The sequence below is a fragment of the bacterium genome (assembly GCA_019912885.1).
In the GTDB taxonomy this organism is placed as follows: Bacteria; Lernaellota; Lernaellaia; order JACKCT01; family JACKCT01; genus JAIOHV01.
Genome location: JAIOHV010000228.1, coordinates 1 through 6,930 on the forward strand (window position 1 = coordinate 1; position 6,930 = coordinate 6,930).

Here is a 6,930-nt window from a genome sequence, read left to right on the forward strand (position 1 = left end):
GATGACGACAGCGCTGACGACGACACCGGCGACGACGACACGGGAGATGATGACACGGGTGACGATGACGCGGCCGTTGACTGCTCGCCCATCGAGAGCGATCCGGATTGGAAAATTTGCGGATCGACCGACACGACATGCGAGGCGGTTTTCACCGATGGCGCGGGTTGCGCCGCGGTTTGCGCGGCAGCGGGCCTCGTCTGCTCGCACACCTACGAAAATCTCGACGGCTCGTGCGGACCGGACGTTCGTCGCGCGGAGTTGTCATGCGATACGCCTTCGGGTCACGGGTCGGACTGGTGCGTCTGCGCGCCGTTGGCATGTGTGCCCGATTGTAGCGGAACGGTTTGCGGCGACGACAGCTGCGGCGGATCGTGCGGCTTTTGCCGAGACGGCTACGCGTGCGACGACGGCGCGTGCGTGCGGCCGGCGGTCAATTGCTCGACGTATCCCTATGACACGCAGGCCCTGATGGACGAACTGACCGGGTTTGGACAGGGCACGACGGGTGGCAATCCGGCGAACGTCTATCACGTGACGAACAGGAACAACTCCGGCGATGGCAGCCTGCGCGCCGCGCTCGAGAACACCGAGAACTATTGGATCGTCTTTGACGTCGAAGGCGAATTCGTATTCGACTTCGACGATCGCATCGACATCAAGAGCAACAAGACCGTGGACGGTCGCGGGCGCGACGTGCGCATTATCGACGCGCGTTTCAACATCGTTCCCGGCGTGACCAACGTGATCTTCTCGGACATCGACGCGTCGCTCGACGACCCGGCGGACGGCGACGGCGACCTGTTCAGCCTGCGCGGGCATGGCGGCGCGTCGCCGGGCGATTACGACACGCACCACTTCTGGTTTCATCACATGAACCTGCACCTGGCCGGCGACGGGCTGATCGACGTGCGCGGCGCGACGCAAATCACGATCAGCTGGAACCACATCTACAATCACACGAAGGTCATGCTGCACACGAAGGATACGGACGACAACGCGTCGCCCGGCATGAACATCACGTACCACCACAATTGGTTCGACACGGTGACGCGCCGCGGGCCGCACTTCGCTTACGGCAAGGCGGACTTTTACAATAACTGGCAGTACCACTGGTACGAGTACGGCGCGGCGTCGATCGATGAGGCGCAATTCCACAGCGAGAAGAACATCTACGAGGCGCGGCCGGGCGCGTTCTGCATCATCCCCTGCCCGGACCCAAGCCCGCACGGCGGCGGCAACGATTTCCTCGTTTCCAAAGTCGCGCTCTCAAACGATTGGGCGCAGGACCAGACGCACGGCTACACGCGCAGCGTCGGCGACCGGCTGCTCAACAACGCAAAGGTGACGGTCCATCAATCGCAAAATGTCTTTTGGCCGGGGCAATTCTACGCGGCGATCCCGGAGCCGTCGGATGACACGCTGCGGACGCGGCTTCAGAACGAGACGGGGCCAAGAAAGGACTACTGCAAGTAGGCGCGCGACGGCGACACGAAACAGTGGTTTGCCCGGAGCCGAATTCTGATTTATATTTGGACCTGAAATTGACTCTGAATGGAGAGCCGTCATGAAAGACATCCTGATCTCGGAAGACATCTACCCGATCGCGGAATTCAAGAAGCACGCGTCGCGCCTGTTCAAGCAGGTCAAAGAGCAAAATCGCCCGCTCGTGGTCACGCAGAACGGGCAGCCGGTCGGCGTCATCGTTTCGCCGGCGCTGTACGACGATTTGTACGCGCGCCGAAAATACCTCGAGCGTATTGACGAGGGATTGCGTCAGGCGGAACGAGGCGAGTACTACACCTCGGAAGAGGTGGATCGAATGCTCGACGAAAAATACGGTCCGCTGCCGAAGCGGCGGAAGACCGCGAAGCGCGTCCCTTCGAGCATGCCCAAAAAGCGGATTGCCGCAAAATCATCGGGTTCGAAGTAGGGAGAAACATTCCACAAACACCGAGGCAAAATAAGCATGAGGGTCGTTTGGACACCGCGCGCAATTGACGATCTCGATGCGGTCTTGGAGTTCATTTCGCGCGATAATCCGCTCGCGGCCCGTCGCTTCGCCGCGAAATTGAAAAACCGCGCGAATTCTCTGCGCCGGTTTCCCCGACGAGGGGTTTTGGTCCCGGAGCGCGGGCGCGACGACCTGCGCGAGCTTGTCGAAGGTAACTATAAGATCGCGTACGAAGTTACCCAAAAGATGGTGAGAATACTCGCCATCTACGAAGGCCATCGCCTGAGGCGGCCTGAGGATTACAGCGAGTCCTGATAGCTACACGCGCATCCCCGCGCCAAGCAGCAGTTCCAGTTCGTGCAGGCGCCGGGCGACCGCGTCGCGGGGCATCGACTTCCACGGCTCGGGGATGAGGCGGCGCGAGGTGCATTCGAGGACGGCGGTGAGCGTTTGGTACTCGACCTCCTCGCCATAAACCGGCGGGAGAAAATCCTCGAACGCTTGTTCAAAATCCTCGCGGGTGACGTCAATCGGCACGGCCGCTTTTTGAGAAAGGCGCGTCTTCTTGCGCGGGGCCGGATCCTTCGCTTCGCTCAGGATGACGTCGCGCGAGGCGGTGTCGGATGACGCCTTTTTCTTCGCGATCTTTGCGTCTTCGCGGTGAACATCCGTCCCCATCGCGTCTTCGCGGTGAACATCCGTCCCCATCGCGTCCTTGCGGTGAACATCCGTCCCCATTGCGTCCTTGCGGTGAGATTCCCCGTTCACGCGCGCTGCGGCCAGCGACTTGGCGCGGATCGTCACCGCCTCGAGGTCCGCGCCGGAGAGTTGCGCATGCCCGGAGGCGCGGAAAATCTCCTCGATCTCGGCGGGCGACAGTTTCGTCGCGATATCGTTCTTCTTGCAAAAAACCGCGAAAAATTCCTCGCGCTCCGCGGCGGTCGTCGGCGGAAACAGCGCGATGTGCTCCTCCGCGCGGCCCTGGCGCTTGAGATCGACGGGCAAAAGATCCGGCCGCGCCGTCAGCAGGAACCACAGGATGCGTCCCCGGTGCGCGGTGTCGCTCATAAAACTCGCGAACGCGGAGAACACGCGGCTCGAGACGCCCGAATCGCCCGATCCCGCGCGCGTGCCGAAAAACGCGTCCGCCTCGTCCACGATGACGCCAAGCGGCCCGAGCGCCCTGAACACGGTGAGCAGCTTTTGGAGATTCGCCTCCGTCTGCCCGACCCACTGCGAGCGGATGTTCAGGATCTTCACGCATGGCACGCCGATCTCGCCGGTAAAGCACGTCGCCAGAAACGTCTTGCCCGTGCCCACCGGTCCGCACACAAGCCAGCCCATCGGCAGCACGTCGCGATGCCCGGCCTTGAGCAAGCGTGCCGCCGTGCGTAATTGCGCCTTTGCCTCGGCGCATCCGGCCACCATGTCGAGCGAAAAGTGCGGTTCGATGAATTCCACGAGCCCGTGGCACTCCGCTTCGATCAATTCCTTCTTGCGGCGCATCAGCGCGTCGAACGTGATGCGTCTGCCAAGACGCAGCGGCTCGGCGATGACCTGGCGGACGTGCGTCAGGGCGAGACCCGCCGTTGTCTGGGCGAGAGCGGAAAGCGGAACGTCCGACACGTCCAGGATTTTTCGTCCCTCGATCTCGTGCTCGATGAATCGCCGGCGGGCGGCCTCGTCCGGCAAATCCATTTCCACGACCGCCGTGAACGGATTGGCGACAAGGTGCCGGGAAAGTTCGGCGAGCTGCTCGGTGACGAGCACGACGGTCACGTCGCCGGACAAAAACGCGGGATCTCGCGCGAAGCGCCGCAGCGCGACGAGCGACGCGCGGTCCCCATCCGAAAGCGATCCGACGTCGCCCGCGGGCGCGATCTGCTCGGCGTAGTCGATGACAAGCGCGACGCCCTTGCCCTCGCCGGCGCGCGTTCGGATGTACCTCTCCACCAGACGCAGGGCGGTCGGCGGATCGGCGGGAAGTTGCCGCATCGGCACGGCGCGGCCGACGGCGTCCGCCGGGCCGGGGATGCGCGCCGACATCGCGGCGCCCGCGCCGGTCGCGCCCTCGTACGCGTGAAGAAAGGAATGGAAATCCGCAAAGGCGTCGGGATTGGGGATCGTCAGCCCCCGGCTTCGATCGTAGAAGATGACGGCGTGCCGGCGCGCGAACAACGTGCGGAGCAGGAATTCCTCGAGCGGCACGTACCGCGTCGCGCCGTTTTCGGGGACCGGCAACAGGTCGCGCACCGCGCCGTGCAGCACGAACTGGCTGACGGTGTGCGTGTAGTAACGCTCGGCCATGGTTCGGGCGAACGGTGGCCAGTCGGCGGGGATCGTGGGCGAGGCGATGGGAGGTTTGGTCACGGCGCGGAGAATAGACCGAAAGGCCGGAAGGCTGGAAGGCCGGGAGGATTTTGTTCACGCCCAGGCGTGGAGAAGCGGAGGCGACCAAGTGGCCACTCAATTCACAGAATTACCTATAGCATTTGTGGGCATCGTCAGCATATAATTGCCCTGTGTTGTTGTTCTGGAGGTTGCCATGAGAACGACGGTGACTTTGGACGAAGCGTTGGTCAAAGAGGTCATGAAGGTGACGCCCGCTAAAACGAAAACGGCCGCGGTCGCGCAGGCCTTGCGGGAACACATCCGTCAGAGACGAATCGACGAACTTCGCTCGTTGTTGGGCAAAGTCGATCTCGACGCGAAGTCCCTTGAGGAGCTTCGCGAGGCAGACATCCGCGAATTGGAAGAACTCGATGAATGACGTGCTCGTGGACACGTCGGCCTGGATTTCCGCAATGCGCGGCGACAATTCAAACGTTCGGATGGCCGTCGACAAATTACTCGCCAAGCGAAAAGCGGTTTTCTGCGGAGTGGTCGAATTGGAACTGCTGCGTGGAATGCGACCAAATGAAAAGCGGCTTCTTCTGCCGTTGCTACGCGAACTACCTTTTCTCGAAATCGATCGGGAGGATTGGCAAAGCGCGGGCGAGCTTTTGAATCGATTGCGATCGCAAGGGAAGACAATTCCGTCTAACGACGCGCTGGTCGCGGTGTTATGTTTGCGGCACCAGATGGAATTGCTGACGCTCGACAAACATTTCAATTACGTGCCAGCCTTGAAAAGATTCAGGATTTCGGCAAGGCGGTCGAGCTGACCGGTTGACGAGCATTCCAGCCCCCCGGCCTCATCCAAGGGCGAAGGTCACCCAAACGACCACCCTGGCCCACGCGATTCCTTTCCTTTCTCGCTCCTCTTTTTTCTTTTCTCCCCCTCGTTGACGCCCCGCGCGTGCGGCCCGTATGATCCCGCGCAGCGACGCGTGGCGCTCTTGTTTCGACGTTGCGATGACCGTACTAGATGGGGGGTTAGCAGCCTCCTGGCACCCGTGGCTATAGCGGGGTCGAATTCCTCTTCGGAGGCCCTGGTTTCGGGCCGGGTGACCCTCGGCCGGCTGCCCGGGTCCCACGCAACGAGATGCCGTGAACCCCGCCAGGGCCGGAAGGCAGCAACGGTAAGCGGAACGTTTTCGTGTGCCGTGGACCGCCTGGGAAAGCAGTCGGGGGCAACACCCGATTCGTTTTCGGAGTCGATGGGAGGTGTACGGTCTTCGCAGCGGCGATGCGAGCCGCGAGCTGTCAGCCGGGAGCCGTCAGCTTTCAGCCGACCGCAGTTTGCTGATCGCTGATCGCCGATCGCTGATCGCTGATTGCCGATCGCTGATCGCTGATCGCTGACCGCTGACCGCTGACCGCCGACAAAGGGGGACGAGACGTTGAAAGCATTGGGTGTACGACCTTCCAGCCTACCCGCCTTTCAGCCTTTCGGCCTTTTCCTGCGATGAGCTATCTCGTCCTTGCCCGCAAATACCGGCCGCAGACGTTCGAGGATATCGTCGGCCAGCAGCACGTCACGCGCACGCTTTCCGCGGCGATCACGCAGGATCGCGTCGCGCACGCCTACCTGTTCACCGGCACGCGCGGCGTCGGCAAGACGACCATCGCGCGCATCCTCGCGAAGGCACTCAACTGCGAGAGTTCCGACGGCCCCACGCCGACGCCCTGCAACGCGTGCCGCGCCTGCACCGAAATCACGCGCGGCAACTTCGTCGACGTCATCGAGATCGACGGCGCGTCAAACAACAGCGTCGACGACGTGCGCCAGCTTCGGGAGTCGGTGAAATACCGGCCGCAATCCGCGCGCAAGAAAATCATCATCATCGACGAAGTCCACATGCTGTCGATCGCCGCGTTCAACGCGCTTTTGAAAACGCTCGAAGAGCCGCCGGACCACGTGGTGTTCATCTTCGCGACAACGGAGGTGCACAAGGTCCCCGACACGATCCTCTCGCGCGTGCAGCAGTACGACTTCAAGTCGATCCCCCTCGCCCTGATCTTCGACGCGCTCGCCGACATCGCGAAAAAGGAATCGCTTTCGCTCTCCGAGGACGCGCTGCGCCTCGTGTCGCGCAAAGCGGAAGGTTCGATGCGCGACGCGCTTTCGCTGCTCGACCAGATCATCGCGCTCGGCGGTGATTTGTCGGCGTCCGAACTCGCCGAAGTATTGGGGCTTGTCGACCGGCAGCTCCTGCTTCGCCTGTCCGCGGCGGTCCTGTCGGAGGATACGGAAGCCGCGCTGGCGGTGCTGCGGGATATGGGGCCCGTGGCGTGGGATGTGCGCGCGTTTTACGGCGACCTGATGGAGCACTTCCGCAACCTGGTCATCGCGAAGCTGGCGAAAGACCCCGCGCCGCTCATCAATGCGACGGCCGAGGAACTCGCGCAGATTTCGGGTCAGGCCGCGGGCGCCGGGATCGAGACGCTCGAAAACCTGTTCGGCATTCTCATCGAGGCGGAAGAGGAGGTGATGCGTTCCTCACAGCAGCGCCTCGTCCTTGAAATGACGATCCTTCGCCTTCTGGCCGCCGGACGCGTGCAGTCGCTCGACAGCCTCGCGCAGGCCGTCGGGC

General features: G+C 62.5%; 7 protein-coding genes and 1 other RNA gene. 7 read left to right on the plus strand and 1 reads right to left on the minus strand.

Annotated elements, in window-relative coordinates:
* From K8I61_20245 to K8I61_20255, 3 genes are all read left to right on the plus strand, one after another.
* On the plus strand, positions 1 to 1,476 hold a 1,476-nt coding region (locus tag K8I61_20245), incomplete at its 5' end, for a hypothetical protein (protein MBZ0274375.1).
* A 91-nt stretch (positions 1,477 to 1,567) separates the two neighbouring features.
* Positions 1,568 to 1,933, plus strand: a complete 366-nt coding sequence (locus K8I61_20250) for a type II toxin-antitoxin system Phd/YefM family antitoxin (GenBank protein MBZ0274376.1) — start codon at positions 1,568 to 1,570, stop codon at positions 1,931 to 1,933.
* Positions 1,934 to 1,969: 36 nt separating this feature from the next.
* Positions 1,970 to 2,269, plus strand: a complete 300-nt coding sequence (locus tag K8I61_20255) for a type II toxin-antitoxin system RelE/ParE family toxin (protein ID MBZ0274377.1) — start codon at positions 1,970 to 1,972, stop codon at positions 2,267 to 2,269.
* A gap of 3 nt (positions 2,270 to 2,272) precedes the next feature.
* On the opposite strand, the gene K8I61_20260 is transcribed toward K8I61_20255, so the two are convergent.
* Positions 2,273 to 4,324, minus strand: a complete 2,052-nt coding sequence (locus K8I61_20260; protein ID MBZ0274378.1) for an AAA family ATPase — start codon at positions 4,322 to 4,324, stop codon at positions 2,273 to 2,275.
* Positions 4,325 to 4,499: 175 nt separating this feature from the next.
* On the opposite strand from K8I61_20260, the gene K8I61_20265 reads away from it, so the two are divergent.
* The 4 genes from K8I61_20265 to dnaX form a co-directional block, all read left to right on the plus strand.
* Positions 4,500 to 4,724: a type II toxin-antitoxin system VapB family antitoxin gene (locus tag K8I61_20265; protein ID MBZ0274379.1), complete on the plus strand. Its 225-nt coding sequence runs from the start codon at positions 4,500 to 4,502 to the stop codon at positions 4,722 to 4,724.
* Positions 4,717 to 5,118 (plus strand): PIN domain-containing protein, encoded by a 402-nt coding sequence (locus K8I61_20270; protein ID MBZ0274380.1) that lies wholly within the window; start codon positions 4,717 to 4,719, stop codon positions 5,116 to 5,118. The genes K8I61_20265 and K8I61_20270 overlap by 8 nt, the downstream gene beginning before the upstream one ends.
* Before the next feature lie 194 nt (positions 5,119 to 5,312).
* Positions 5,313 to 5,568: signal recognition particle sRNA large type (gene ffs, locus K8I61_20275), an RNA gene on the plus strand.
* A 233-nt stretch (positions 5,569 to 5,801) separates the two neighbouring features.
* Positions 5,802 to 6,930 (plus strand): DNA polymerase III subunit gamma/tau (dnaX, locus tag K8I61_20280; protein MBZ0274381.1); only part of this gene is annotated, 1,129 nt, incomplete at its 3' end.

What these genes read in the sequence shown, in the direction of transcription:
- K8I61_20255 (MBZ0274377.1), top strand. Translation starts at nt 1,970, where the DNA reads ATGAGGGTCGTTTGGACACCGCGCGCAATTGACGATCTCGATGCGGTC.
- K8I61_20265 (MBZ0274379.1), top strand. Translation starts at nt 4,500, where the DNA reads ATGAGAACGACGGTGACTTTGGACGAAGCGTTGGTCAAAGAGGTCATG.
- K8I61_20270 (MBZ0274380.1), top strand. Translation starts at nt 4,717, where the DNA reads ATGAATGACGTGCTCGTGGACACGTCGGCCTGGATTTCCGCAATGCGC.
- K8I61_20250 (MBZ0274376.1), top strand. Translation starts at nt 1,568, where the DNA reads ATGAAAGACATCCTGATCTCGGAAGACATCTACCCGATCGCGGAATTC.